The 24663-nt window shown below is 70.6% G+C and carries 24 protein-coding genes, 1 tRNA gene and 1 riboswitch; of the genes, 8 read left to right on the forward strand and 17 right to left on the reverse strand.

Features of this window, described 5'->3' with window-relative positions; translation table 11 throughout:
- The first annotated feature begins 138 nt into the window (after nucleotides 1-138).
- Entirely contained in the window at nucleotides 139-399 is a 261-nt protein-coding gene (locus ABZ484_RS26995; RefSeq protein ID WP_358868515.1) for a hypothetical protein, read from the forward strand.
- 99 nt (nucleotides 400-498) lie between these two features.
- Here ABZ484_RS26995 and ABZ484_RS27000 read toward each other — a convergent pair.
- Nucleotides 499-581, reverse strand: a tRNA-Leu gene (locus ABZ484_RS27000).
- A 522-nt stretch (nucleotides 582-1103) separates the two neighbouring features.
- Between ABZ484_RS27000 and ABZ484_RS27005 the strand changes: the two genes are divergently transcribed.
- Together ABZ484_RS27005 and ABZ484_RS27010 are read left to right on the forward strand one after the other, a co-directional pair.
- Nucleotides 1104-1904: an ABC transporter ATP-binding protein gene (locus tag ABZ484_RS27005; protein ID WP_358868516.1), complete on the forward strand. Its 801-nt coding sequence runs from the start codon at nucleotides 1104-1106 to the stop codon at nucleotides 1902-1904.
- Between the two features lie 53 nt (nucleotides 1905-1957).
- Nucleotides 1958-4486: an FtsX-like permease family protein gene (locus tag ABZ484_RS27010; RefSeq protein WP_358868517.1), complete on the forward strand. Its 2529-nt coding sequence runs from the start codon at nucleotides 1958-1960 to the stop codon at nucleotides 4484-4486.
- 70 nt (nucleotides 4487-4556) lie between these two features.
- On the opposite strand, the gene ABZ484_RS27015 is transcribed toward ABZ484_RS27010, so the two are convergent.
- The 14 genes from ABZ484_RS27015 to ABZ484_RS27080 form a co-directional block, all read right to left on the reverse strand.
- Complete coding sequence (locus tag ABZ484_RS27015) at nucleotides 4557-5864, reverse strand: cyclopropane-fatty-acyl-phospholipid synthase family protein (RefSeq protein ID WP_358868538.1); 1308 nt, start codon at nucleotides 5862-5864, stop codon at nucleotides 4557-4559.
- 212 nt (nucleotides 5865-6076) lie between these two features.
- Nucleotides 6077-7459, reverse strand: a complete 1383-nt coding sequence (locus ABZ484_RS27020; RefSeq protein ID WP_358868518.1) for an NAD(P)/FAD-dependent oxidoreductase — start codon at nucleotides 7457-7459, stop codon at nucleotides 6077-6079.
- Nucleotides 7460-7953: 494 nt separating this feature from the next.
- A complete protein-coding gene (locus ABZ484_RS27025) occupies nucleotides 7954-8895 on the reverse strand; it encodes a Ppx/GppA phosphatase family protein (RefSeq protein WP_358868519.1) in 942 nt (313 codons plus the stop codon).
- A complete protein-coding gene (locus ABZ484_RS27030; protein ID WP_358868520.1) occupies nucleotides 8892-9470 on the reverse strand; it encodes a DUF501 domain-containing protein in 579 nt (192 codons plus the stop codon). The genes ABZ484_RS27025 and ABZ484_RS27030 overlap by 4 nt, the downstream gene beginning before the upstream one ends.
- A gap of 26 nt (nucleotides 9471-9496) precedes the next feature.
- The gene (locus ABZ484_RS27035) at nucleotides 9497-9982 is read right to left on the reverse strand and encodes a septum formation initiator family protein (protein ID WP_358868521.1); all 486 of its coding nucleotides are present in this window, start codon (nucleotides 9980-9982) and stop codon (nucleotides 9497-9499) included.
- 100 nt (nucleotides 9983-10082) lie between these two features.
- Nucleotides 10083-11390: a phosphopyruvate hydratase gene (gene eno, locus ABZ484_RS27040; protein WP_030164070.1), complete on the reverse strand. Its 1308-nt coding sequence runs from the start codon at nucleotides 11388-11390 to the stop codon at nucleotides 10083-10085.
- Nucleotides 11391-11708: 318 nt separating this feature from the next.
- Nucleotides 11709-12416: a transglycosylase family protein gene (locus ABZ484_RS27045; RefSeq protein ID WP_358868522.1), complete on the reverse strand. Its 708-nt coding sequence runs from the start codon at nucleotides 12414-12416 to the stop codon at nucleotides 11709-11711.
- Nucleotides 12417-12420: 4 nt separating this feature from the next.
- Nucleotides 12421-12586: riboswitch (cyclic di-AMP (ydaO/yuaA leader) on the reverse strand.
- A 182-nt stretch (nucleotides 12587-12768) separates the two neighbouring features.
- Nucleotides 12769-13899 (reverse strand): transglycosylase family protein, encoded by a 1131-nt coding sequence (locus ABZ484_RS27050; RefSeq protein ID WP_358868523.1) that lies wholly within the window; start codon nucleotides 13897-13899, stop codon nucleotides 12769-12771.
- 159 nt (nucleotides 13900-14058) lie between these two features.
- The gene (locus ABZ484_RS27055; protein ID WP_358868524.1) at nucleotides 14059-15342 is read right to left on the reverse strand and encodes a cytochrome P450; all 1284 of its coding nucleotides are present in this window, start codon (nucleotides 15340-15342) and stop codon (nucleotides 14059-14061) included.
- Nucleotides 15343-15433: 91 nt separating this feature from the next.
- On the reverse strand, nucleotides 15434-16420 hold the full coding sequence (locus ABZ484_RS27060; RefSeq protein ID WP_358868525.1) for a nucleoside triphosphate pyrophosphohydrolase: 987 nt from the start codon (nucleotides 16418-16420) through the stop codon (nucleotides 15434-15436).
- A 40-nt stretch (nucleotides 16421-16460) separates the two neighbouring features.
- Complete coding sequence (locus ABZ484_RS27065; protein ID WP_358868526.1) at nucleotides 16461-17102, reverse strand: SurA N-terminal domain-containing protein; 642 nt, start codon at nucleotides 17100-17102, stop codon at nucleotides 16461-16463.
- A 158-nt stretch (nucleotides 17103-17260) separates the two neighbouring features.
- Nucleotides 17261-17896, reverse strand: a complete 636-nt coding sequence (locus ABZ484_RS27070) for a hypothetical protein (protein ID WP_358868527.1) — start codon at nucleotides 17894-17896, stop codon at nucleotides 17261-17263.
- Between the two features lie 115 nt (nucleotides 17897-18011).
- Nucleotides 18012-18356 (reverse strand): hypothetical protein, encoded by a 345-nt coding sequence (locus tag ABZ484_RS27075; protein ID WP_358868528.1) that lies wholly within the window; start codon nucleotides 18354-18356, stop codon nucleotides 18012-18014.
- A gap of 38 nt (nucleotides 18357-18394) precedes the next feature.
- Nucleotides 18395-19222, reverse strand: a complete 828-nt coding sequence (locus ABZ484_RS27080; protein ID WP_358868529.1) for a glycoside hydrolase domain-containing protein — start codon at nucleotides 19220-19222, stop codon at nucleotides 18395-18397.
- Nucleotides 19223-19640: 418 nt separating this feature from the next.
- Between ABZ484_RS27080 and ABZ484_RS27085 the strand changes: the two genes are divergently transcribed.
- Nucleotides 19641-20360, forward strand: a complete 720-nt coding sequence (locus ABZ484_RS27085) for a hypothetical protein (RefSeq protein ID WP_358868530.1) — start codon at nucleotides 19641-19643, stop codon at nucleotides 20358-20360.
- Nucleotides 20361-20415: 55 nt separating this feature from the next.
- Nucleotides 20416-20814 carry a hypothetical protein gene (locus ABZ484_RS27090; RefSeq protein ID WP_358868531.1) on the forward strand — a complete coding sequence of 133 codons (399 nt, stop codon included), beginning with the start codon at nucleotides 20416-20418 and terminating at the stop codon, nucleotides 20812-20814.
- A gap of 16 nt (nucleotides 20815-20830) precedes the next feature.
- Here the strand turns inward: ABZ484_RS27090 and ABZ484_RS27095 are convergent, their stop codons facing one another.
- Nucleotides 20831-21256: an ATP-binding protein gene (locus ABZ484_RS27095; protein WP_358868532.1), complete on the reverse strand. Its 426-nt coding sequence runs from the start codon at nucleotides 21254-21256 to the stop codon at nucleotides 20831-20833.
- 227 nt (nucleotides 21257-21483) lie between these two features.
- On the opposite strand from ABZ484_RS27095, the gene ABZ484_RS27100 reads away from it, so the two are divergent.
- The 3 genes from ABZ484_RS27100 (at nucleotide 21484) to ABZ484_RS27110 (ending at nucleotide 23636) form a co-directional block, all read left to right on the forward strand.
- On the forward strand, nucleotides 21484-22335 hold the full coding sequence (locus ABZ484_RS27100) for a helix-turn-helix transcriptional regulator (RefSeq protein ID WP_358868533.1): 852 nt from the start codon (nucleotides 21484-21486) through the stop codon (nucleotides 22333-22335).
- A gap of 9 nt (nucleotides 22336-22344) precedes the next feature.
- Entirely contained in the window at nucleotides 22345-22542 is a 198-nt protein-coding gene (locus tag ABZ484_RS27105) for a DUF397 domain-containing protein (RefSeq protein WP_358868534.1), read from the forward strand.
- Between the two features lie 68 nt (nucleotides 22543-22610).
- Entirely contained in the window at nucleotides 22611-23636 is a 1026-nt protein-coding gene (locus tag ABZ484_RS27110; protein WP_358868535.1) for a hypothetical protein, read from the forward strand.
- A gap of 274 nt (nucleotides 23637-23910) precedes the next feature.
- Here the strand turns inward: ABZ484_RS27110 and ABZ484_RS27115 are convergent, their stop codons facing one another.
- Complete coding sequence (locus ABZ484_RS27115) at nucleotides 23911-24285, reverse strand: hypothetical protein (protein ID WP_358868536.1); 375 nt, start codon at nucleotides 24283-24285, stop codon at nucleotides 23911-23913.
- Between the last annotated feature and the right edge of the window lie 378 nt (nucleotides 24286-24663).

Here is a 24663-nt window from a genome sequence, read left to right on the forward strand (position 1 = left end):
CGGCGGCACCGAACGGACGTTCTCCCGCCAAGTCGGAAAAAGAATTCAGACGACCCGATACCCATCGAGATCCGCCGCTAGTCTCTCGTCTGCCCGAGGCGCGAAAGCCGCACGACCCCGGGCTCCCAGGGGGGACATGTGTTGTTCGTGCATGGCGGACCGACCACGGCCGTGGTCCGGAATCCCGCCGGAGACGCGATGGTCCTGCTGTCCGGTGAACTGCCCGAGGTGCTCACCGACGAGGCACTGGCCGAGCTCCTGGACCTGGCCGCCGCGATATTGGAGGCGGAGGAGCTGGTCCTGTTCCACACCTGCCTGCGCACCCTGCGCCGCAACGGAATGCGCGCGGGCCGCCGCATCGAGATGGACGGCGCCGTCCTGACGGTCTACGAGGGCTGACCACCCGCACCGAGGACGGAGGGCACCTCCCCGCTCCCGCGGACAACGAAAGGGCACCTCCCTGCCCCGCGGACAGGCGAGGTGCCGTGAACGTGTAGGTGCCCGGAACCGGACTTGAACCGGTACGCCCGCGAGGGGCAGCGAGGTTTAAGCTCGCCGTGTCTGCATTCCACCATCCGGGCAGGCCATGGGCTCCGCGCTGAGGTTCCGAGCCTATCGGGAGGCGTCCCCCGAACAGCGGACTGACGGACCTATGTTGTCTTATTTTATTGACGTCTGAGGGTCCATCAGCACTCCTCGTGGCCGGTCGGCACCTGCCAACAGCCTTACGGGCCGAGTCCGCCCGCGCACGCGGAATGACGGAATTTCACCGTCCGGGCAACGCCACTCCACCCGGTCTCGACGCCGCCCTTCCGGGGGAGCGTCGTTGACGGGTCTCAGGGACCGGGGTCATCCCCAGGTATGACACGGGCGTGTGCGGTCCGACCCGAGTCGCCCCCCGGAACCGGAGCAGCGGCTGACTCGGTGGGCCCGTGCGGCGGCGACGATGGTCATACCCCCGAGAAGCCCGAGAAGCCCGAGCGCCCCGAGGCCTCGGGAACCCCAAGACTTCGAAGAACCCAAGACCTCGAGAACCCAAGACCTCGAGAACCCAAGCCTCGAGAACCCGAGATCATCCGTCGTCCCGTCAGGAGCGTTCACCCGTGACCACCTCTTCCATCGCCGGCCGGGCCACCGCCGTGGCCGCGCGCGCCACGGATCTGTCGAAGATCTACGGACAGGGCGAGACCCAGGTGGTCGCCCTCGACCGGGTCTCCGTCGACTTCCGGCAGGCCGAGTTCACCGCGATCATGGGCCCCTCCGGGTCCGGCAAGTCCACGCTGATGCACTGCGTGGCGGGCCTGGACACCTTCTCCTCCGGGTCCGTGCGCATCGGCGAGACCGAGCTGGGCTCCCTGAAGGACAAGCAGCTCACCCGGCTGCGCCGGGACAAGATCGGCTTCATCTTCCAGGCGTTCAACCTGCTGCCGACGCTGACGGCCCTGGAGAACATCACGCTCCCCATGGACATCGCGGGCCGCAAGCCGGACAAGCAGTGGCTGGACACGGTGATCGCGATGGTCGGGCTCGCCGACCGGCTGGGGCACCGGCCCTCGCAGCTGTCCGGCGGTCAGCAGCAGCGCGTCGCCGTCGCGCGGGCGCTGGCCTCCCGGCCGGACATCATCTTCGGTGACGAGCCCACCGGAAACCTCGACTCGCGCTCGGGCGCCGAGGTGCTCGGCTTCCTGCGCAACTCTGTGCGCGAACTCGGCCAGACGGTGGTGATGGTGACCCACGACCCGGTGGCGGCGGCGTACGCGGACCGGGTGGTGTTCCTCGCGGACGGCCGGATCGTGGACGAGGTGTACGGGCCGACGGCCGACTCCGTGCTGGACCGGATGCGGAATCTCCCTGGGGGGAACCCCCAGACCCCCGAGTTCGACGCCAAAGGCCGCACCAGCTGACCTCCCCGGACAAGCCCCTCCCCCACCTCGTACACCTGGACAGAGACAACCCCATGTTCCGCACCGCCTTGCGCAACGTGCTTGCGCACAAGGCCCGGCTCCTCATGACCGTGCTCGCCGTGATGCTCGGCGTCGCCTTCGTCTCGGGGACCCTGGTCTTCACCAACACCATCTCCGACGCCTTCCAGAACAGCGCCGCCAAGGGCTTCGACCATGTCGACGTGGCCGTCGAGGCCAAGCACCAGAAGAGCGAGGGCGACCGGGTCGGCAGGACGCCCGAGCTGACCCGGGCGACGCTGGAGCGGAGCGCCCACGTGCCGGGGGCGGCCTCCGCCCTCGGTGTCGTGCGCGGCTTCACCGCGATCGCCGACAAGGACGGCAAGCTGATCGGCGGCGGCTTCCAGTCGGAGGGCGGCAACTACTGGGGCGGCAAGGACCCCCGCTACCCGCTCACCGACGGCACCGCCCCGCACGGCGAGGGCCAGGTCCTCATCGACTCCGAGACCGCCCGGCGGACCGGTTACAAGGTCGGCGACACGGTGCGGATCTCCGTCGACGGCCCCGTCCTCACCCCGACCGTCAGCGGCATCTTCACCACCGACGACGGCAACGTCGCCGCCGGCGGCAGCCTCGCCCTGTTCGACACGGCCACCGCGCAGAAGCTGTTCGGCAAGCCGGGCACGTACGACGAGATCGACGTGAAGGCCAAGGCCGGCACCAGCCAGACGGCGCTGAAGGCGCAACTGGACGAGGCGCTGCCGAAGGGGAAGACCGAGACCACCACCGGCCGGAAGCTCGCCGACGACCAGGCGCAGGCGATCTCCTCGTCCATGAGCAGCATGAAGCAGGGCCTGCTGGTCTTCGCCGGGATCGCGCTGTTCGTCGGCACGTTCATCATCGCCAACACCTTCACCATGCTGGTCGCCCAGCGCACCAGGGAACTGGCGCTGCTGCGCGCGGTCGGCGCCTCCCGCCGGCAGGTCACCCGCTCGGTGCTGATCGAGGCGTTCGTGGTGGGCGCGGTGGCCGCCGTGACCGGTCTGGTCGCCGGTATCGGCATCGGCGCGGGGCTGCGGTCCCTGCTGGGGTCGCTGGGCGCCACCGTGCCGGACGGGCCGCTGGTCGTCACGCCCGGCACCGTCGCCACCGCGCTCGCGGTCGGCATCCTGGTGACGATGCTCGCCGCGTGGCTGCCCGGCCGGCGTGCCGCGAAGATCCCGCCGGTGGCGGCGATGAGCAGCGTCCACGCACAGGCCACCACCAAGTCGCTGGTGCTGCGCAACACCCTCGGCGCCCTGTTCTCGGCGGCCGGCGTCGTGGTGATCCTGGCGGCGACCAAGATGGACGGCGACACCGGGCAGGCCCCCATGGGCCTCGGCGCGGTGCTGCTGATCATCGGCGTGTTCGTCCTGACCCCGCTGCTGTCCCGGCCGCTGATCGCGGCCGCCGACCCCGTGCTGCGCGTCTTCGGCGTCTCCGGCAGGCTGGCCCGGCAGAACTCCGTGCGCAACCCGCGCCGTACGGCGGCCACCGCGTCCGCGCTGATGATCGGGCTGACCCTGATCACCGGCATGACGGTCATGGCGGGCAGCCTCCAGCAGGCGATCGACAGGATGGCGTCCTCCTCGATCCGCGCCGACTACGTGGTGTCGATGGCGAACGGCAACGGCCTGTCCCTGGACGTCGACCGGAAGCTGAAGGCCACCGAGGGCGTCACCGCCACCAGCCCGCTGCGCAACGCGCCCTCCCGCATCGACGGCGAGACCGAGTACCTGACCGGCGTGAACGGCGCCGTGATCGGCCGGCTGACCGATCTGAAGGTCGACGACGGCTCCTTCTCCGTCGGCGGCACCCGGGTCGTGGTCGACAAGGACACCGCCGAGGACCACCACTGGACGGCCGGTTCGGCCTTCACCGTCTCCTACGAGGACGGGAAGAAGCAGAAGCTGACGGTCGCCGGCGTCTACGAGGGCAACGAGATGATCCGCGGGATCATGCTCGACAACGCCACCCTGACCCCGCACCAGTCGGACCCGACCGACATGCAGGTCATGGTGAAGACCGCCGACGGCGCGTCCGGCGCGGCCAAGGACCGGCTGGTCGAGGCGCTGGGCTCCAACCCGGCGATCAAGGTCCAGGACAAGAAGGACATCTCCAACACCATCGCGCGCAGTTTCACGCTGATGCTGAACATGCTCTACGGCCTGCTCGCCATGGCGGTGATCGTGGCGGTCCTCGGTGTCATCAACACCCTGGCGATGTCGGTGTTCGAGCGCTCGCAGGAGATCGGCATGCTCCGCGCGATCGGCCTGGACCGCAAGGGCATCAAGCGGATGGTCCGCCTGGAGTCCCTGGTGATCTCCCTGTTCGGCGGGGTCCTCGGCATCGGCCTGGGCGTGTTCTTCGGCTGGGCGGCCGGTCAGCTGCTCGGCGCCAGGATGACGACGTACGAACTGGTGCTGCCCTGGGTCCGGATGGGGGTCTTCCTGCTGCTGGCGGCCACGGTCGGCGTGCTGGCCGCGCTGTGGCCGGCCCGCCGGGCGGCCCGGCTGAACATGCTCCAAGCCATCAAGTCGGAGTAGCGGCGCGGCTGCGCGATGGGCCCCGTTCCTCGGCGGAACGGGGCCCATCGGCGTAGGGACGCGTTGCCCGTCAGGTGCCCGGTGCACCCCACGTACGGGCCCGCAGTGGCATCCCCGAGTCACCGGATTCGGGGGTCTTCACGGCCAGCACCTGGTTGACGCCGATGCGGTTGCGCTCGAAGGCGAGGGCGGAGGCCGCCATGTACAGCCGCCAGACGCGGGCACGGCCGGGGCTGGTCAGCCGCACCGCCCGCGCCCAGTTCGCCTCCAGGTTGGCGACCCAGCGGCGCAGGGTGAGCGCGTAGTGCTCGCGGATCGACTCCACGTCACGCACCTCGAAGCCGGCGCGCTCCAGCTGGGTGACGGTGGTGCCGATGGGGGCGAGTTCGCCGTCCGGGAAGACGTAGGCGTCGATGAACTCGTCCACGTGGTACGCCGACTCGTCACGCTGCGGGCGGCGGCCGATCTGGTGGTTCAGGAGCCGTCCGCCGGGCTTGAGCAGGGCGTACAGGTCGTTCGCGTACTCCAGGTAGCGGGCGGCGCCGACGTGTTCGGCCATGCCGATGGAGGAGATCGCGTCGTAGGGCCCGTCGGCCACGTCGCGGTAGTCCTGGACGCGGATCTCCACCCGGTCGGTCAGCCCCTCGTCGGCGACGCGCTTGCGGGCGTACGCCGCCTGCTCCTGGGACAGGGTGACGCCGACGACGCTCACGCCGTGCTCGCGGGCCGCGTGGATGGCCATGGAGCCCCAGCCGCAGCCGACGTCGAGGAGACGCTGACCGGACTTCAGGTCGAGTTTGCGGCAGATGAGTTCCAGCTTGTCGTGCTGGGCCTGTTCCAGGGTGGCGCCGGGTTCGGGGGCCGGCCAGTAGGCGCAGGAGTACACCATCGACGGGCCGAGGACGAGTTCGTAGAAGTCGTTGCCGACGTCGTAGTGGTGGCTGATGGCGCGCTTGTCCGAGCGCCGGGTGTGCAGATGGCCGGGGCGGCGGACCTCCTCGGCCGGCGGGGCGGGCGGCAGCGGCGGCCCGGCCAGCTTCACCAGGCCCAGGGCGGCGGCCCGCGCCCGGGGGTCGCGCAGCGTACCGGCGAGGCCCCGGGCGTCCTCCCCGCGCTCCCAGATCAGGCCGGAGAGCAGACCCAGGGCGGTGTAGAGGTCGCCGTCGACGGTCAGGTCCCCGGCCACCCAGGCGCGGGCCAGACCCAGTTCGCCGGGCTTGAACAGCAACCGGCGCAGCGCGCGGCGGTTGCGAACGACGAGGGTCGGCGTCCCGGGCGGCCCGGACTCCGAGCCGTCCCAGGCGCGGACACGCACCGGTAGCGGGGCACCCAGCAGCTGTTCGAGCAGTTCTGTGAGCCGCAGCGCGGCGTCGGGCATGGTGCACACCTCCGTGACGACGAACGCCGGAATGTCATCCACCACGTAAACACCAGGACGCCTTCCGCGCAGTCCCGCAAGCGGGTTACGACTGGGCAAAACAGTTGCAGCGCACACGCATTCGGGACCCGGAGCCGCGCCGGGAACGCCGAAGGGGCCGCCCGCACCACGGATGGCGGGCGGCCCCTTCGGGGTGGACCGGTGACCGTCGGTCAGGAGGCCTTGGCCTTCGCCTCCGGCTTGCTCGCGGCGGCGACCGGCGCGGGCTTGGCGGCCTCGTAGAACTCCTCGCGGGGGTTCTCCATGGCGCCCAGGGAGACGACCTCGCGCTTGAGGAACATGCCGAGGGTCCAGTCGGCGAAGATGCGGATCTTGCGGTTCCAGGTCGGCATGGCCAGGCCGTGGTAGCCGCGGTGCATGTACCAGGCGAGACGGCCCTTGAGCTTGATCTTCATCTTGCCCATGACGATCATCGCGACGCCCTTGTGCAGGCCGAGGCCCGCGACCGCGCCCTTGTTGGCGTGGCTGTACTCCTTCTGCGGGAAGCCCCGCATGCCGGAGACCACGTTGTCGCCGAGGACCTTGGCCTGGCGCAGCGCGTGCTGGGCGTTGGGCGGGCACCAGGCGTTCTCGTTGCCCGCCTTGCGGCCGACGAGGTCCGGCACCTGCGCGTTGTCGCCGGCGGCCCAGATGTAGTCCGTGCCCTGCACCTGGAGCGTGGCCGCGGTGTCCACGTGGCCGCGCGGGCCGAGCGGGAGACCGAAGCGGGCGAGGGCCGGGTTCGGCTTGACGCCGGCCGTCCACACGATGGTGTTGGAGTCGACCTCGAGGCCGTTCTTCAGCACGACGTGACCGTCGACGCAGGAGTCCATGGAGGTGGAGAGGTAGATCTCCACGCCGCGGCTCTCCAGGTGCTCCTTGCCGTACTGGCCGAGCTTCGGGCCGACCTCGGGCAGGATCTTGTCCGCGGCGTCGACGAGGATGAACCGCATGTCCTCGCGGGACACGTTGGTGTAGTACTTGGCCGCGTCCCGGGCCATGTCCTCGACCTCGCCGATGGTCTCGGCGCCGGCGAAGCCACCGCCGACGAAGACGAAGGTGAGTGCCTTGCGGCGGATCTCCTCGTCCGTGGTGGAGTCGGCCTTGTCCAGCTGCTCCAGCACGTGGTTGCGCAGGCCGATGGACTCCTCGATGCCCTTCATGCCGATGCCCTGCTCGGCGAGGCCGGGGATCGGGAAGGTGCGGGAGACCGCGCCCATCGCGATGACCAGGTAGTCGAACGGCAGCTCGTACGCCTCGCCCACCAGCGGGGCGATCGTGGCGACCTTGCGGTCCTGGTCGATGATGGTGACCCGGCCGGTGAGGACCTCCGCCCTGGGCAGGACGCGCCGCAGCGGGACGACGACGTGCCGAGGGGAGATGCTGCCGGCGGCGGCTTCGGGGAGGAAGGGCTGGTAGGTCATGTACGACCGGGGGTCGACGACCGTGACGGTCGCCTCTCCGTAGCGCATCTTCTTGAGGATGCGCCGAGCTGCGTACAGGCCTACGTACCCACCGCCTACTACGAGGATCCTGGGACGCTCCGTGGTGCTCATGCCATCGAGTATCCACCCGGCTCAGGGGGGTGGCTCGTGCGCCCCTTCACAAGCTTCGACAGGCCCTGTGCTAAACTCCGCGACCCACATGACCGAGGTCATGGCACCGGAACGGGGCCGGCGCCCGGTAAAGACCGTTGTCAAGGGCGCGTGAGCTGCCACTCCGAGTCCTCACGGCCCTCACCGAGGGGCTCCGTCCGACCCTTGCGGAATCCTCCGCGGGCACCCTTCCCCACGCCCCCGACGGCCCGCAGGGACCCCGGAAGGCCACGTGAAGGCCGCCGGACCCACCTCTCGGACCGAATTCCTTGTGAAGAACTTCACGAAGTTTTCCCGACGGGACGTCACCCGGTCGCCCGAAGAGCCGAGCCGACCCCGCTCATACGGCGTCGCCCCTGCTCAAGAGATGTTACCGAGCAGTAGCATACATGCAGGGAGCGGAGCCCGGCGGCCGGGTTCCCGGCGGGCGGGCCCCCAGCGGGTGGGCAGCCCGCCTAGGCCACCGACCAGGCGATGCCGTCGAGGATGTCGTGCTCGCTGACCACGACCTCGTCCGCGCCGATCCGGTCCATGATCGCCAGCAGGACCAGGGAGCCCGCGCCGATCACATCGACGCGGCCGGGGTGCATGGACGGGATCGTCGCCCGCTCGGCGTGCGTGGAGTGCAGCAGCGCACGTGTGATCTCGCGGACGCGGTCGTGGGGGACCCGGGAGTGGTGGATGCGGGCCGAGTCGTACTCGGGCAGCTCCTGCGCGATCGCCGACACGGTCGTCACCGAGCCCGCCAGGCCCACCAGGGTGCGTGCCTCGCGCAGCGGGACCGTCTCCTCGACGAGGTCCAGCGCCGCGTCGATGTCGGCCCTTATCGCCGCGATCTGCGCCTCGCCGGGCGGGTCGCTCACCACGCCGTCCCGCACCAGGTGGCGCTCGGTCATACGGACGCAGCCCACGTCCACCGAGCGCGCCGCCCGCACGTGGTCGTCGCCCACGACGAACTCCGTGGAGCCGCCGCCGATGTCCACCACCAGGAAGGGCCTGTCCAGATGGTCACGCCCCGTCAGTTCCTTCGTCGCACCCGTGAACGAGAACTCGGCCTCCTGGTCGCCGGTGATCACCTCGGGCTCGACGCCGAGGATGTCCACCACCCCGCGCACGAACTCGTCCCGGTTCTCGGCGTCCCGGGAGGCGGAGGTCGCCACGAAACGCAGCCGCTCGGCACCGTACTCCTTGATGACCTGCGCGTACTCGCGGCAGGCGGCGAAGGTGCGCTCCAGCGCCTCCGGCGCGAGCCGACCGGTGCGGTCGACGCCCTGGCCGAGCCGCACGATCGTCATGCGCCGTTCCAGGTCGACGAGTTCGCCCGTCTCGGGGTTCGCGTCCGCGACGAGCAGACGGATGGAGTTCGTACCGCAGTCGATGGCGGCGACCCGGCTCACTGGGCGTCCTCCTCGTTCTTCCCCGACTCGTTCTTTCCGGACTCGTTCTTCCCGGACTCGTCCGGCACCGTCACGCACGGACCCTTGCGCCACCACTGAGGCAGCATGGCGATCGCCTCGTCGCCCAGCGGGTTCACGCCCGGCCCGGCCGCCAGCGAGTGGGCGACCAGGACGTGCAGGCACTTGACCCGGTCGGGCATGCCGCCCGCGCTCGGAAAGCCCGTCAGCTCCTCGATCTCGTCCCGGCGCCGGATGTAGTCCTCGTGCGCGGCCCGGTAGGCCGCCGCCAGCTCCGGGTCGCTCGCCAGCCGCTCGGTCATCTCCTTCATCACGCCGTCGGCCTCCAGCGTGCCGATCGCCGACGCGGCCCGCGGGCAGGTCAGGTAGTACAGCGTCGGGAAGGGCGTGCCGTCGGGCAGCCGGGGAGCCGTCTCCACGACGTCCGGCTGCCCGCACGGGCAGCGGTGCGCGATCGCGCGCAGCCCGCGCGGCGGCCGCCCGAGCTGCTGCTTGAAGGCCTCGACGTCCGCGTCGGTGGGTTCGGTGCGCGGGGTGGGCGGCGGGGGTGTTTCCATGCCTGTGGGGACATCTCTCTGTCGGTTCACTGGTGGGCGGCGTCGGACTTGTCGACTCCGTACCAGACGTTGGTGTACCAGGGGCGGCGGGCCGTCCCCTGCTCGGTGCGGGACTGCTTGGCCGCTCCCGGGTCGACCACGATGTAGCCGGTCTCCCCGGGCAGCACATAGTGCAGCCGCTGCCGGATCTGCTGCTCGGCGTACGCGTCGTCCTGCCAGCGCGCCTTCTGGTCGCGCAGCTGCTCGACCCGCTCCTGGGCCTGCCGCTTCTGCCGCTTCAGGTCGGCGATGTCCGCGCGCTGGCCGACGTACTGCCGCATCGGGTAGGCCAGGGCGACCACCAGCGAGCAGACCACGAGCGCGAGCAGCGCGGCGCGCCCGGTCAGCCGGGAGCGGCGGGCCTGACGCCGGGTCTGGGAGCGGTAGACGCGGGCCGCGGTCTGCTCGCCGAGCAGCCTGAGCCTGGTCGCGGTGGAGAACCGGTCCCGGTCATTCCGGTCCTTCACGGCCATGGTCCCGCCTCCCCTTCACACGTGCGTACGTCCCCGGACACGGTACGGGACCGGGTACGGGGACGTACGGACGACTGGCTAAGACTCAGCCCGGTGGAGGTCAGCCCTTGGAGACCTCGACGTGCCCGCGGAAGCGCGGGAAGGCGCTGCGGCCGGCGTACACGGCGGCGTCGTCGAGGATCTCCTCGATGCGCAGCAGCTGGTTGTACTTGGCGACGCGCTCGGAGCGGGCCGGGGCGCCGGTCTTGATCTGACCGCAGTTGGTGGCGACGGCCAGGTCGGCGATGGTGACGTCCTCGGTCTCGCCGGAGCGGTGGGACATCATGCACTTGAAGCCGTTGCGCTGGGCCAGCTCGACGGCGTCCAGGGTCTCGGTCAGCGAGCCGATCTGGTTCACCTTGACCAGCAGGGCGTTGGCGGTGCCCTCCTCGATGCCGCGGGCCAGGCGCTCGGGGTTGGTGACGAACAGGTCGTCGCCGACCAGCTGGACCTTGTCGCCGAGCTTGTCGGTGATGACCTTCCAGCCGGCCCAGTCGTCCTCGAACAGCGGGTCCTCGATGGAGACGAGCGGGTAGGCCGCGACGAGCTCCTCGTAGTACTCCGTCATCTCGGCGGCGGAGCGCTCCTTGCCCTCGAAGAGGTACTTGCCGTCCTTGTAGAACTCGGAGGCGGCGACGTCGAGCGCCAGGGCGATCTGCTCACCGGGGACGTACCCGGCCTGCTTGACGGCCTCGAGGATGAGGTCGAGGGCCTCGCGGTTGGAGCCGAGGTTCGGGGCGAAGCCGCCCTCGTCGCCGAGGCCGGTGGACAGGCCCTTGGTCTTCAGGACCTTCTTCAGCGTGTGGTAGACCTCGGTGCCCCAGCGCAGGGCCTCGGAGAAGGACTCCGCACCGATCGGGGCGATCATGAACTCCTGGATGTCCACGTTGGAGTCGGCGTGCGAGCCGCCGTTCAGGATGTTCATCATCGGCACCGGCAGCAGGTGCGCGTTCGGGCCGCCCAGGTAGCGGAAGAGGGGCAGGTCGCTGGCCTCGGAGGCGGCGTGGGCGACGGCGAGGGAGACGCCGAGGATGGCGTTGGCGCCGAGGGAGCCCTTGTTGTCGGTGGCGTCCAGGTCGAACATCGCCTGGTCGATCAGGCGCTGCTCGGTGGCGTCGTAGCCGACCAGCTCCGGGCCGATCTGCTCGATGACGGCGAGGACGGCCTTCTCGACACCCTTGCCCTGGTAGCGGTTGGGGTCCCCGTCGCGCAGCTCGATGGCCTCGAAGGCGCCCGTCGAGGCGCCGGACGGGACGGCGGCACGACCCGTGCTGCCGTCGTCGAGGCCGACCTCGACCTCGACCGTGGGGTTGCCTCGGGAGTCCAGGATTTCCCGGGCTACGACGACGTCGATGGACGGCACGAGCATCTCCTTCGTGGATGTGACGCTGAAAGTGCGGGGCTTGTGAGCCTTGCGACTAGAGCCTAACCGTCCCGGGGCCCCGGCCGACCGACCGACCGTCCCGTGGACAGGGTGACGGTACACATTGTTCCCGCTCGGAACAAAGGGGCGGGGCGGAGATGCGGAAAGACGAGAGGAACGCCCGGTGAAGAAAAGCCCCCGCCCCGGCGCGTACGGGGGAACACGCGCCGGGGCGGGGAGTCCGTGGGGACGGGGCCCGCGGGACGGGAAGCCCGCGGGACCGGGGGGGCGGGCCTGCGGCTTGCGGCCCGCGCCGCCCCCTGCTTACTTCAGGTGCAGCTGCTGGCCGGGGTAGATGAGGTTCGCGTCCTCGACGATGTCCTTGTTCAGCTGGAACAGCTTCTCCCAGCCGCCCTTGACGTGGTGCTCGGCGGCGATGGAGCTGAGCGTGTCGCCGGAGACCACCTTGTACTCGCCGTCGCCCTTCTCGACCTTCTTGCCGGTCGGGGTGGTGACGGTCTTCTTCGGGGCCGGACGCGTGGCGGAGCGGTTGGCCGCCTGCTGCTCGGTGGAGCGGGTGGCGGTGCTCTTGGTCGTCGTGCTCTTGGTCGTGGTGCTCTTCGTCGTGCTGCCGGTGGAGGCCGCGGCACCGCTGTACGGGGTGCTCGACAGACCCTTGCCGCACACCGGCCAGGCACCCTTGCCCTGACCCGCCAGGACCTTCTCGGCGACGGCTATCTGCTGCGCCTTGGTGGCCAGGTCGGCGCGCGGGGCGTAGGCGGTGCCGCCGTACGCGGCCCACGTGGAGGTGGTGAACTGGAGGCCGCCGTAGAAGCCGTTGCCCGTGTTGATGGACCAGTTCCCGCCGGACTCGCACTGGGCGACCGCGTCCCACTCGGAGGCGGTGGCGGCGGAGGCGTTGCCGGCCGCCATCAGCGGGCCGGCGACGGCGGCGCCGGCGACACCGGCGAGTGCGATGGCGCGGGTGGCCTTGGAGGAACGACGGTGCTTGCCCTTGCCGGAAAACAGCATGGATGGATCCCCTCACCGACGCCTGCGAGGTGAGCTGTCGGGTTCGGGCCGGTTGAGTTGCCCGGCCGTGCCCCTGGGGAGGCACGGCTTCACCCCGAGCCGCTCCGGCGAACTGTCCGGTGCGGCACTTACCTTGGGTCCCCCGCTCCTGCCTACGGCGCTCGACGCGACGACTGTTCCCGTACGGCCGCTGGCAGGATTCGGCGTTGCGGCAGCCGGGGCTCGCGGTGGCGAGCGGTCATGACCGTAGACACGTGATCGAGCGGATTTCAAAGACGATCAGGGCTTCTGAGACTCATCCCACACTTTCACCGAATGGGACATTCGGCGCGAAGCGTGACGTGAACTCCCGCTAGTTCTGGGCGTTTTCGACCGGGACATCCAGGCTCTGACCGGCGACGATGTGATTCGGGTCGGACCCGATGGCCGCCTCGTTGGCGTCGTAGAGCGCGTGCCACCCGCCGTGGACGTCAAGGGAGTCGGCGATGGAGGCGAGCGAGTCGCCGGCGCGGACGGTGTAGGAGTCGACGGAGGCGGTGTGCGTGCCGTCGCCGTCCCGGGAGGCGTGACGGCCGCCGCCGGCCGTCGCCGGGCTCCCGGCCGAGTCCTCGGCGGCGCTGCCGCCGCGGTGCCGGCCGGTGCCCAGGGCCCCGGTGTCGACGAGGGCCGAAGAGCCGACACTCTGCCCGGAGTTGTCCGAGTCGTCACGGTTGGGGGCCGTCGAAGGCGACGCCTCGGGCGTCGCGACACCCTCCGCACCCGATCCGGGCGTCGCGCCGGAGTCGGGAGCGCCGCCCTTCTCGGCGGACTTCGAGGGCGAATCGGACGGATTCGCGGGGGATTCGGAGGACGAATCACCCGAAGAGGAGGATTCGGAACCGGAGCCGGAATCCGAAGCGGATCCGGAGAAACCCGGGTTGCCGGCATCCCGCGACGAGTCATCGAGTCCGGGGTCGCCCACACCGGACGATTCGGACGAGCCGGACGCGTCACCCGATCCCGACGATCCCGACGCACGCGACGAGTCGGACGTATCGGAGGAGCCGGAGGAACCGGACTCCGAGGACGAGCCGTCGCCCAGACCCGTGTCGACCCTCGCGGCACCGGAGTCCTTGGTGAGCCCGGAGAGCAGGCCGCAGGTGGGCCAGGCGCCGGGGCCCCGGTCGTCGAGGATCTTCTCGGCCACGGCTATCTGCTGGGACCGGCTGGCCTGGTCGGCGCTCGGGGCGAAGTCGAGGCCGCCGTACTTCTCCCAGTCGTCCTGGGTCAGTTGCAGACCGCCGTAGTAGCCGTTGCCGTTGTCGGCGCTCCAGGAGCCGCCCGTCTCGCACTGCGCCACCTTGTCCCACGTGGTGCCGTCGGCCGCGTGCGCGCCGGTGGCGCCCAGCAGCGGGATGGCGATGGCGGAGCCGGTCACTCCGGCGGTGACGAAGAGGGCCGGAGCCTGACGGGGGCGACGGTGGCGACCGTTCCCGGAGAGCATGCAAGGACCTTTCGGCGACGACAGGGACCGGCGTGGCGGGTGATGCTCGTACGCCACGCTGATGCGTGAACGTATCGGCTGACGATCCTCCGTCACAAGTTCATGCCGCGCAGATCACGTGAAGATCACATAGTTGAACGTGTGTCACCTTTGCGTCCGTCACGAAAGCCCTGCCGGGGTGAAGCGGACGGGCAGCGTCCGCAGCCCTCGCATGATGAGACCGCCACGCCACCGCAAGTCGGCCGGATCGGCGTCGAGTTGGAGGTCGGGCAGCCGGGTGAGGAGGGTGGCGAGCGCGGTCTGGCCCTCCAGGCGGGCGAGCGGGGCGCCGAGGCAGTAGTGGATGCCGTGCCCGTACCCGAGGTGCTGGTTGTCGCGCCGGCCGAGGTCGAGGGTGTCCGGGTCGGTGAACCGTTCCGGGTCCCGGTCGGCGGCGGCGAGCACGACGAGCACGGGGTCGCCCGCCGCGATGTCCTGTCCGCCGATGGTGAGCGGCCGGGTGGCGAACCGCCAGGTGGCCAGCTCCACCGGGCCGTCGTAGCGGAGCAGTTCCTCGACGCCGGTCTCCAGCGGGCCGCGTTCGCCACGGGCGAGGGAGTCCTGGAGGCGATGGCGCTGCCCGGGGTGGGTGAGCAGGGCGTACGTGCCGTTGCCGATCAGGTTCACGGTCGTCTCGAACCCTGCGAAGAGGAGGATGAAGGCCATCGCGGCGGCCTCGTTCTCGGTGAGGTGCTCGCCGTGGTCGGAGGCGCGGATGAGGCCGGAGATCAGGTCCTCGCCGGGGGCGGGCTCGGCGGGCAGGGCCTCACGCTTCCGGTGGATCAGCTCCGCGAGGTAGCCGCGCATCTTCTTCACCGAGCGCGCGACCCCGCCCCGCGGGCCTTTCCCGTGCCGGATCATCATGCCCGCCCAGTCGCGGAAGTCGTCCTGGTCCTCGCGCGGGACGCCGAGCATGTCGCAGATGGCGTAGATGGGCAGCGGAAAGGCGAACTCGTGGATGAGGTCGGCGGTGCCGCGGGCCGCGAACCGGTCGATGAGGCCGTCGGTCAGTTCCTGTACACGTGGCGCGAACTCGGCGACCCGGCGGGGCGTGAAGGCCTTGCTGACCAGGCGGCGCAGCCGGGTGTGGTCCGGCGGGTCGATGTTGAGCAGATGCGTCATCAGCTCGGCCTTGCGCTCGCCGGGGATGCCGGTCTTGCCCTTGGCGTGCGCGGGCTCGTCGTGGTGCGCCGGGTTCTTGCTCAGGCGCTGGTCGGCCAGGGCCTGCCGGGCGTCGGCGTAGCGGGTGACCAGCCAGGCCTCGACCCCGCTGGGCAGGCGGGTGCGGTGCACGGGGGCGTGCTCGCGGAGCCAGGCGTAGGCGGGGTAGGGGTCGCTTGCGAACTCCCAGGTGAAGAGGGGAGGCGGGGTGTCCGCGGGGTCGGTGGGCGGCTGGTCGTGCATGGGGCTGACCCTAGTCGTGGGTGGCCGTTCGGGGTTTTCGCCCCCGCCGCGCATCGGCACGGCCCCGCGTCTCTTGGGCCCCTGCGGGGCCCTACTTGTCTTCCGCCTCCCTGATCGCGTCCCGGTACGCCCTCGCCGCCGCGCGCAGGGCCGCCTCCGGGTCCACGCCCTCCGCCTCGGCGCGGGCCGCGAGGGCCAGCAGCTCGTAGCCGATGCCCTCGCCCTCGGGGAAGGGGACCTCCAGGCCCGCCGTGCGCACGCGGGAGGCCAGTTTGGCCGCGAGGGCGAGGCCCGGCTGGTGCAGGGGGACGCCCTCGGTGACGGAGGTGCGGCGCTTCTCCTCGGCCTTGGTGCGCAGCCAGTGCTCCTTGACCTCCTCCGGCGTCGTGGCCGTCTCCTCGCCGAAGACGTGGGGATGGCGGTGGATCAGCTTGGCGACGATGCCGCCGGCCACGTCGTCGATGGAGAAGGGCTCGTCCGGGTCCTCCTCGGCGATGCGCGCGTGGAAGACGACCTGGAGCAGGACGTCGCCCAGTTCCTCGCGCAGCTCCTCCCGCTCGCCCTCCTCGATCGACTCCACCAGCTCGTACGCCTCCTCGATGGCGTACTTCGCCAGTCCCCGGTGGGTCTGCCGGGACGACCACGGGCACTCGGCGCGGATACGGTCCATGACCTGCACGAGGTCGAGCAGGCGGGCGCCCGGCAGGTCGTAGGAGGCGGGCAGCAGCTCCAGCTCCGGCATGACGGCCCGCCCGGAGCCGGCGAGGCGGGCGAGGCCGTCGGTCAGGGCGGGCTCGCCCTCGCCGGTCGCCACCACCACGATCGTGCGCCCGCCGGCGCAGGCGTCCACCAGTTCCTCGGCGCTCGGCGACGCCTCGGCCACGGCCACGCCCGCCTCGCGCAGATACGGCAGCTGCGGGTGCCCGGCGTCCGCGCACAGCACCTCGTCGGCCGTGCGCAGCGCCTGCCAGGCCGGCCAGGACAGCAGCCCGGGGGCGACGCGGTGGCTGGTGGTGAGCAGGACGATGCGGCCGGGGGCGGGCGGGGTCGTCGCGGAGGCGTGGTCGGTGGTGTTCACGCTTCCGAACGTAACGCACGCCCCCCGCCGCGCACGGGGCTCAGGCGGCCTGCTGCGCCGCAGGCGTCGAGACGTTCCGCAGCCACGGGGTCTTGGCGTCGACGCCGCCCTTCTCGACGTCCCAGGCGCCGTAGCGCGGGTTGAGGTCGATGTGGAGCTCGCCGGAGGCGGTGGACAGCGCCTTCCAGAAGGCCGGCTGGCTGGTGTCGGTGTGCAGGGCCATCGCCAGCTTCTGGGCCTCGACCTGGAGACGGAGGTTCTCGTCGAGGCGCTGCGGCGGCACCCCGTACTGCTGGAGCCACGCCGTCTCGAGCCCCTTGGAGCCGCCCGCCTGCTGTTCGAGGCCGGTGCGCATGTCCTGCACCTCGCGCGGGGAGACGGTGATCCCGGCGTCCCGGGCGGCACGGTCCAGGACCCGGTCGAGCACCATCTGGTGCAGGGTGTCCCGGGCGAGCGTGCCGGTCCGGGCGACGGCCTGCTCGTACTGCGTCTCGTCGGCCACCGCGGCGCGCTGCGCGCGGCGTACCTCGTCCACCCGGCTCTGCAACTGGGCGACGGTGATCCGCTGTCCGTCCACGACCGCCGCCGCGCCGGGGTGCGCGTCGTTTCCGCAGGCGGCGAGGAGAGGAGCCGCGGCGATCGCGGCGGACAGGACGAGCGCGGTGCGACGGCGGCGGTGCAAGTGAACCTCCCGTTGGAGATTGTGCGGCGGTGCACAAAGTCTTGCGGTGATCGATGTTAGGCAGCGGGCGGGCTCCGGCCAACCCATTCGACCAACGATTCCCGGGGTGTTTCAGGTACTGCCCGGGGTTCCGGGCACCGCCGCGCCTCCCGGGCGGCTCAGCCGCGGGCGCGCACCGCCCGTTCGACGGCGGCGGCCACGTCGGCGCGCAGTCCGTCGCCGGTGCGGACCGTGGTGACGTTCCCGCCCGTGTGTCCGCCCGACTGTCCGCCGCCGACCAGTACGAAGCCGATCTTCCCGTAGTGCGGCGCCGTCTCGCTCGCCGCGGTGACCTCCGGCCGGCCCACGGCGAGGACGACGTCACAGGAGCGCTGCACCATCCCGTTGAGGAACGGCCGCGCGTTGCCGGCGCTCTGCTCGCCGGTCACCTGGCCGTAGCTGACCCGGGCGTGGGTGGTACGGGAGGCGTCCTGCATGCCCTGCCAGACCTCGGCGGCGGTGCCGGCGGTGATGCCGTCCTTGCCGGTGAGCAGGCAGGCGTCGGTCTCGGTGTAGTGCCGGGCGCGGGTGTCCGGGACCGGCGGGCGGTCGTCGTGCCCGGAGAGCAGGAACACGGTCACGACGAGCGCGCCGACGACGACCACCGCGCCCCCCGCGAGCGCGATGGCGCGTCCGCGCAGTGAGCGCAGCCGCCGGGCGGCGGCGCGCCCGGCCACGGCGAGCGGGCCACCCGCCGGCGCCTGCGTCTCCTTGGCCGGACGCGCCTGCGTCACCTGTCTGACCTGCTTGCTCACGTTCTTCCCGCTTTCCTGCCGGGCCGGTGTCGGACCGCTCTCCTGCCGGGCCGGTGTCCGACCGCTCTCCTGCCGGGGCCGTAGCCGGGCCGCCGGTTCCCGCCGTTTCCCCGGTTCAGGGGCGGCCGGACCGCCGCGGCCACGCCGTCCACGCGTGCACCGCGGCACCCGCCGTCGACAGCGAGATCAGCAGCAGGTCCACCGCGAACAGCAGCCCGTGGGTGTCCTCGGGGGTCAGGGCCAGCTCGGTCACCCAGGCCGCCAGCACCGCGCTGAACGCCGCGAAGGGCCACCAGCCGGCCCCGCCACGCCCCCGCAAGGCCATCACCAGGGACGGTACGGGGCACAGCAGGCCGAGGCTGAGAAGGGGCAGCGCGGCCAGCCCGGCCCGCACGGTGTACGGCCGCAGCCTGACGTACGGCCGCAGCACGGCGGCCCTGCCGATCGAGGCCAGTTTCATCTGTTCCGCCCTCCCCTTTCCATGTCCTTCCGCGACGGTCAGCCGGTGATGGCCACGGGCGCGTCCCACGCGTCGCGGTCGACGGTGAGGGTGACGCCGCCGTGCGACTCCTTGCTGTTCACCATGTACTGATGGGCCCGGCTGTGGTTGGTGAACTGGGTGGAGCCCCAGGGCCAGTCCGAGGTGGTGGTGTTCGTCTTGTCCCAGAGGGCGTACCAGAGGTTGCCCGGCAGGTCGGTCTTGTTGGTCGCGGTGGCGATGGCCTTGGCGCTGGAGCTGGTGAAGCCGTAGAAGCCGGCCCGGTAGGTCTTGGCGCGCAACTGCTTGTCGAACGCGCGGACATAGGTGAGCACGGCGTCGTTGCACGACTTGTTGGTGGTGTCGTACGGCTCCATGTCCAGGTAGATCGCGCTGCCGGCCTTCATGCCGAGCGCGGAGGCCTTGGCCACGGCGTCGTTGGCGTCGCTGGTGCCGAGGGTCGAGGCGGTGGAGGCGGTGAGCTTCTCCGGGTTGGAGCTGGTCTGGCACGGCGGCTGGGCGCCGACGTAGATCGGGATGAGCTTCCAGCCGATGGAGCTGACCGACTTCACCCAGGAGGCGGTCAGGTTGGGCTGGGAGCAGCCGCGGTTCTTGCCGCCGACGTAGACGGCCGCGGCGCCGTAGAAGCCGGTGTGCCAGGCCTTCATGGTGGACAGGGAGGGCGCGGTGCAGGTGTCGAAGGCGCGTCCGGTGAACGTCCTCTGGGCCGGCCAGGTCGTGGCGGCCATCGAGGTCTGCGCCGCGATCCCGGCGCCCGCGAGAACGGCGGCACCGGCCACTCCCCACGTGATGTACCTGCGCTTCCTGGACTGCCGGTGCTCGGCCATCCCCACCCCTGTCTGTGGCTGTGTGCACGCGCGCGCGTACGTGCGCGCACGGGCACGCGTGCGTGTCGGATCGGCGTACGGCGACGGTCGCGCGACGTACGTCCGCTGGAATACGTTGCTGGGCCCCCTGATACGGCGCGTGCGTCCTGCTGCGGACACTCCCCCCGGCGCCTGAAGCGGATCGCAAGGTAACCGATGCGGTTCCTGTGAACGGGAAACGGAGCCCCTGGATCAGCACATGATTATCACAAGTAACGGCAAAAACATCTGTGCCGGCGATGGCGCTCCGGCGCCCGGGACGCGAACCCGTCGGCCTTGACCGGCTGTTGGCGAACCCCTGACCTGTGCGTGAACTGTGCGCCCCCTGAGCGTCGTATGGTCCGCTGGCCACCCTGCTGGCTCATTCAGAAGGACTTGCATGCACATCCCGTCCCGCGCCGCGCGCGTCGTCGCCGTGGCCGCGCTTCCCCTGGTCCTGGCGGCCTGCGGCTCGACCGATTCCACATCGGGCACCTCGGCCAAGGCCACGGCGTCCCCGTCGCACTCCAAGGACCCGAACGCCGGCCTGTTCACCGGCGCCCAGCTGAAGAAGGCGCTCGCCCCGGCGTCGTTCTTCCCGGCCGGTTTCGCCTCCGACCCCGACGCCACCCGGGACAGCGGGGACACGTACCAGCCGCCGGCCACCAAGAGCCCGGCGCAGCCCGACTGCGCGAGGCTGGAGGGCACGTCCTGGATCGACATCACCGGTGTCGCCGGGGTGTCCTTCGCCCAGGGCGACTACGTCAGCAAGAACACGTCCGAGGAGGTCGCCCAGCAGATCGACACCTACCGCGGCACGACCGCGGCGAGCGTGCTGAAGGACGTGGAGAGGATCGCGACCACCGACTGCGCGACCTTCACCGACTCCCAGACCCACTCGAAGGTGAAGGTCGCCGGGCAGGCGACGCCCGGCCTGGGCGACGAGGCCTGCACGATCACGCTGACGAACCCCTCCTGGGAGAACGGCACGACGCTCGTCGCCGCCCGCGTCGGCACCAACCTCGTCAGCGTGCTCTCGACGGACGGCCACGACAACGGCGCGGCCACGGCGAAGAAGCTGACGCAGCGGATCGTCGCATCCCTGAAGAAGACGTCCTGACCGTGCCCTACTCTTGCCCCCTGCAATGCCGTGGGGGGCGAAGGTGGGGGTGGAGATGGAAAAGCGTCTGGAGGCCGGCTGGCTCCAGCGGATCGCCTGGTCGGTCCTGGCCTGGGGCTCACTGGGCCTGCTGATGTGGGTCCCGTTCCTGTACGTGGCGATCCGCCGCCGCCGGCTCTCGGACTGGGGCGCGTTCGCGGCCTTCGTCCTGTACGAGTGCGTCACCCTCCCGTGGGCGTCCTGGACGTCCGGCGGTGACGGCGACCCGATCCTGGGCGCCGTCGCCGTGCTGTGCCTGCTGGTGGCGACGGCCATGCTGCTGTTCGCCGTCTTCGACGGCCAGGGGCCGAAGCAGGGGGCGCAACCGCCGTACGGGGCACCGGCTCCGTACGCGGCACCGGCTCCGTCCGCGCCCGCGCAGGGTCAGCCGTACGGATACCCGTACGGGCGGTAGCCGGGGCAGCAGCGGATCAGGCGGCGGCCAGCTCGCACCAGACGACCTTGCCGCGGTTGCCCTCCCTGGCGAGCGGCTGCCACCCCCAGAGGTCGACGCACGCCCGCACGAGCCCGAGCCCCCGCCCCTCCTCCAGGTCGGTGACCTGCTCCAACGGCACCGGCGGCTCCGGCGGCGCGGGGTCGGCGTCCCACGCCCCGATCCGCAGCACCCCGGCGGCCCAGCGCACCCGCAGGGCGGCGGGGCCTTTGGTGTGCCGTACGGCGTTGGAGACGAGCTCGGTCGCGAGCAGTTCGGCCACGTCGACGAGGCGGATCAGCCCGTGCATGGTGAGGATGAGGCGAAGGGTGCGGCGGCTGACGGTGACGGCGCGGGGGTCGTTGGGGATGTAGAGGCAGTACTCCCAGGGGTCGGTGGGGGTGGTCTGCGTGGTTTCGGGCATGGGTGAACTCCGTTCGGGCTCAAGGGGTGGTCGCGGTTCGAGGGGCGGTGGCCTGCCGCAGCCGTCGTGGCGGGACGGAGCGGTGCGCTTCCGGTGCCCCGGGATTTCGCAGCGTGTGCGTCGCGTGACTGACGGTAGGCCATAAATTTCAGTCGCTGCAAGCCGCTCGCGTAATCTGACCTCCGAACGAGTCGCTACGCCAAGGCGGTTGAAGAAGGGAGGGCGCCGTGCCGGCACGACGGCACCCCACGGCACGCCAGGTCCGACTGGGTGCGGAGCTGCGCAAGTTGCGCGAAGCAGCCGGGTTGAAGGCCACCGAGGCTGCGAACCTGCTCGGCGTGAACTCCGTCCAGATGAGCCAGATCGAATCCGCCGTCTCAGGCGTGAGCGAGGAGCGGCTGCGCAGACTCGCCGCTCACTACGCCTGCACGGACGACGCGCTCATCGACGCTCTTGCGGCGATGGCGACGGATCGGACACGTGGCTGGTGGGAGGAGTACCGGGGGCAACTGCCCACCTCGTTCTTGGACCTGTCCGAGTTGGAGCACCACGCCACATATCGATGGGACGTCGACTTCCTGCACATCCCAGGTCTTCTTCAGACCGAGGACTACGCACGATCACTCTTCGCAACCCGGATCCCCCAACCACCGGGCGGCGAGCTGGATTTGCGGGTACGTCATCGCATGCAGCGGCGCGTGATCATCGAGGGAACGTCGCCTGTCCCGTACGAGGCGCTCGTCCATGAAGCGGCGTTGCGCATCCGGGTCGGTGGCCGCGCCGCCTTCCGAGCTCAGCTTGCACGCATCCTGGAACTCTCGGAGGCGGACCATGTCACGGTGCGCGTCATCCCCTTCGAGCTGGACGACTTTACCGACGCAGCCGCCGCCATGGTGTATGCAGGTGACGCCGTCCCCAAGTTGGACACCGTGGTACGCGATGGCCCGCACGGCACGGCATTCATCGACTCCGAGGCGCAACTCGGCGTATTCCGAACACTCTTCCGTAGAGTAGAGGCCGTGTCACTCGAACCCGCGCGGTCGCGTGACCTCATCCACAGGCTGACGAAAGATCTGTGAGGCATCCCGATGGCCACCCCTGACAACTGGCGGAAGTCCTCCTACTCCGGCGGCGGCGACGGCAACGCCTGCGTGGAGATCGCGCACCGCCCCGCCCACATAGCCGTCCGCGACTCCAAAGCCCCCGCCAGGGCCACCCTCACCTTCCCGACCGGAGCGTTCGGCGCCTTCCTCGACGCCCTCAAGCGGACCTCCGACTCACGGTGACCATCGCCGCCCGTCTCGTCACCACGATCCCCGCACCTCTGCCACCGGAATCGGCGGATGCTCCGCAGGTGCTGCACTGGCCCGGCCGCAGGCTGCTCGTACAGCGCGGTGACACCGAACTGGTGGCCCTGGCCCTGGACCTGCCCCGCACGGACCGCGCGCACGAGGTCCGCTTCCCGGCACCCTGGCCGCGCCGCTTCGGCACGGCGACGGTGTCGCCGGAACGGGACGCGGCGGTGTTCGCCGGCCTGCACGCGGTGCGGTCGGTGGAGGCGACCGGCACGACCCGGTGGGAGATGCCGCACAGCTGCTGGAGCGGCGACTGCTCCCAGACGCACGGATCCTTCGACGAGTACGCCCGGGACGAGGACCACTTCTCCTCCGACAGCGGCTCGGCCGCCGTCTCCCCCGACGGCAGACTCGTCTGGGCGCATGTCCTCGGCCCCTTGGGCAACGACGAGGACGCGGAGGACGAACAGGAACGGTGGACGGTCCTGGACGCCAGAAGCGGAGAGGTCCTGGCATGGGCGGACACCGCGACCGTGGCCTCGGGCTCCGAGCACACGCCGCACCCGGACCCCGCACAGATGGGGCTGAGCATCGGTGAGGGCGAGGAGGGATCACCGGCGCTGTGGGGACGCAGGGACGGCCGGCAGCTGACCACCGGGCAGATCGACACCGAGTGTGTCCTCCTCGGGGTAAGCCCCTCGGGCCGCCACCTCCTCACCGTCGACGTCGGACAGTGGTCCCTCGCCCTCCACGAGGTCGGGAACGGCTCTGTGCTGCGGGAACTGGACGCCGAGGACAACGTGCCGGAACACCCGGGCAGCACCGGCGGGGACAGGGTGCACTGGGACTACGACGCCGCTTTCGTGGACGAGGAAACCGTCGTCGCCGGAACCTCCGAGTGCGACGCCCGCCACGGCACTGTCCGCCACTGGCTGGTCGACCCGCGTGGCATGACCCTGCGCGGCGAGATCGTCTACCCCTTCCCCGTCACCGGGCCTGCCCGCACCGCAGGCAATGGCACCTGGTACACGGTCTCCGAGGACCGCACGACCGTACATCTGTGGCAGTTCGCCGAAGACGGCTGACTCAATGAGCGAGGTGAGCTCCTGATGGCATGCCCACCTCTGATCAATCCGCGGCGAATGCGGACAAGACGGCGTTGTGGCATGCGCCTTCGATGTCGAGATTCAGGGCCTTCGTCGAAGCTCTCGAGGCCGGCGGCCACGCCGGGTTCCGCGACTGAGCGGCACCATCAGCTGCTCCACGAAAAGCCGGAGGCCGCTCCCAGGGGTCCGAGACGCCTGGGAGCGGCCTTACAGGACTCGGGTCACCACCCCGAGAGGTCGGAGCGAGAGAACCTCACTGTTCGACCCAGGTGTGCCTGGACCACATCTGGTCGCGGTCCGCGGCCTCCAGGAGGACCTGGATCCCCGTCTCCCGAGGGAGGATGCACCCCTGCGGCCAGTGGATCTCCTCCCCGGCGACCATGATCTCCACCTGGTCGGGATCGTCGACGAGTTGCAGGTTGTAGAACGTCCGGTCGCGCAGTGCCGTGACCGTGGAGAAATCCGGCTCCACCGTCACGATGACGCAGTCGTCCTCACCGTCGCCCAGGGTCAGCCCGAGGGACGCGTCCAGCGGAATCGACCGGCACACGTCCGCGACCTCCGACAGGGGAACGTCGAAGCACCGGTACGAGGGATCCCACACCTCGACGGTCACCATGTTGCGCATCCAGTCACCCCCCAGAGCCGCCACCTCGGTGACCAGGGACGGAAGCGTCTACAACATCTGATCATCCAATCCAGGAGGACGGACAGGACGAATGGATCAGGACGCGATACTCGCCCCGGCACCGTGCGTCGTTCGTGGCTGACTCCATTGAGCGTCGCCGTGGATCGCGGCCGCACCGAGGTGTCGCTCACCGAGCGCGACGCATTCGGGGTACACGTGGGCCGGCGGCGCAGCCCACGTGTACCGGACGGGCTCAGCCGTCGTACCGCTGTGCGGCGGGAAAACGCGCCATCACACTCACTGGCATGTCGATGTCGATGTTGGCGATACCGAGGACGAAGGGCAGGCCGTCGAGCTTTCGTTCGGCAAGGAGAACGA

It is taken from the genome of Streptomyces sp. NPDC006393, assembly GCF_040628575.1.
Lineage (GTDB): Bacteria > Actinomycetota > Actinomycetes > Streptomycetales > Streptomycetaceae > Streptomyces.